The following is a 690-nucleotide window of genomic DNA, read 5'->3' on the forward strand; positions in this document are numbered from 1 at the left end:
GGAAAAATCATAACGGGGATTGTAACACTTATCTTAACTATATTTTTTAGAAAATTGTATGAACTTATCATTGCCAAAACTTCGAAAAAAAGGAGGGAGAAAGATGAAAAATGTTTTTATTTTTTTATTCGTATTTTTGCTATATAATGGTATTTGTTATGCAACTCCTTTTAAAATTACTGAAGGTACTTATTCAAACTCTTTAACTAATGAGACGTATGCCATATCCGGGATAGTTAATTTCTGGGATTATATAAATCACGTAGAGCTTTTTGGGGGAACCGGATTGGGAATAATCGATATAGATGGATTTGCTCCGTTTGACCCTAATAATTATCCTGGGACATCATATGGTAATCAAGAAGTATTGGGAATATGGCCAGATAATTATGTTTTTTGGGGTTATCGTGAAGGAGATGATTTATCGTTGTCATATAATGGTGTTGCTAATGTCGTTGGCGATTATTACGACGAGGCTCCCTCTTTAGAAGAAATTTATGTGCAAGATATTACATTGACAGTAAACATAATTCACCATTTTTCACAAAGTGGGGGCACTCCGTTTCAAGAGTCTTTTGAAATAAAGGCAAGTGCACCAGTACCTGAACCAGCCACCATCATTTTGCTTGGAACAGGTCTACTTGGATTAGCGGGAGCATCGCGGAAAAAGTTCAAAAATTAAAAAAAAGT

1 protein-coding gene is annotated in these 690 nt (G+C 34.8%); it reads left to right on the forward strand.

The features are described 5' to 3' along the window. Window positions 1-103 precede the first annotated feature (103 nt). Window positions 104-682 carry a PEP-CTERM sorting domain-containing protein gene (locus JCM12296_RS37655; RefSeq protein WP_218188473.1) on the forward strand — a complete coding sequence of 193 codons (579 nt, stop codon included), beginning with the start codon at window positions 104-106 and terminating at the stop codon, window positions 680-682. The last annotated feature ends 8 nt before the right edge of the window (window positions 683-690 follow it).

The sequence above is a fragment of the Desulfosarcina cetonica JCM 12296 genome (assembly GCF_001311845.1).
GTDB lineage: Bacteria > Desulfobacterota > Desulfobacteria > Desulfobacterales > Desulfosarcinaceae > Desulfosarcina > Desulfosarcina cetonica.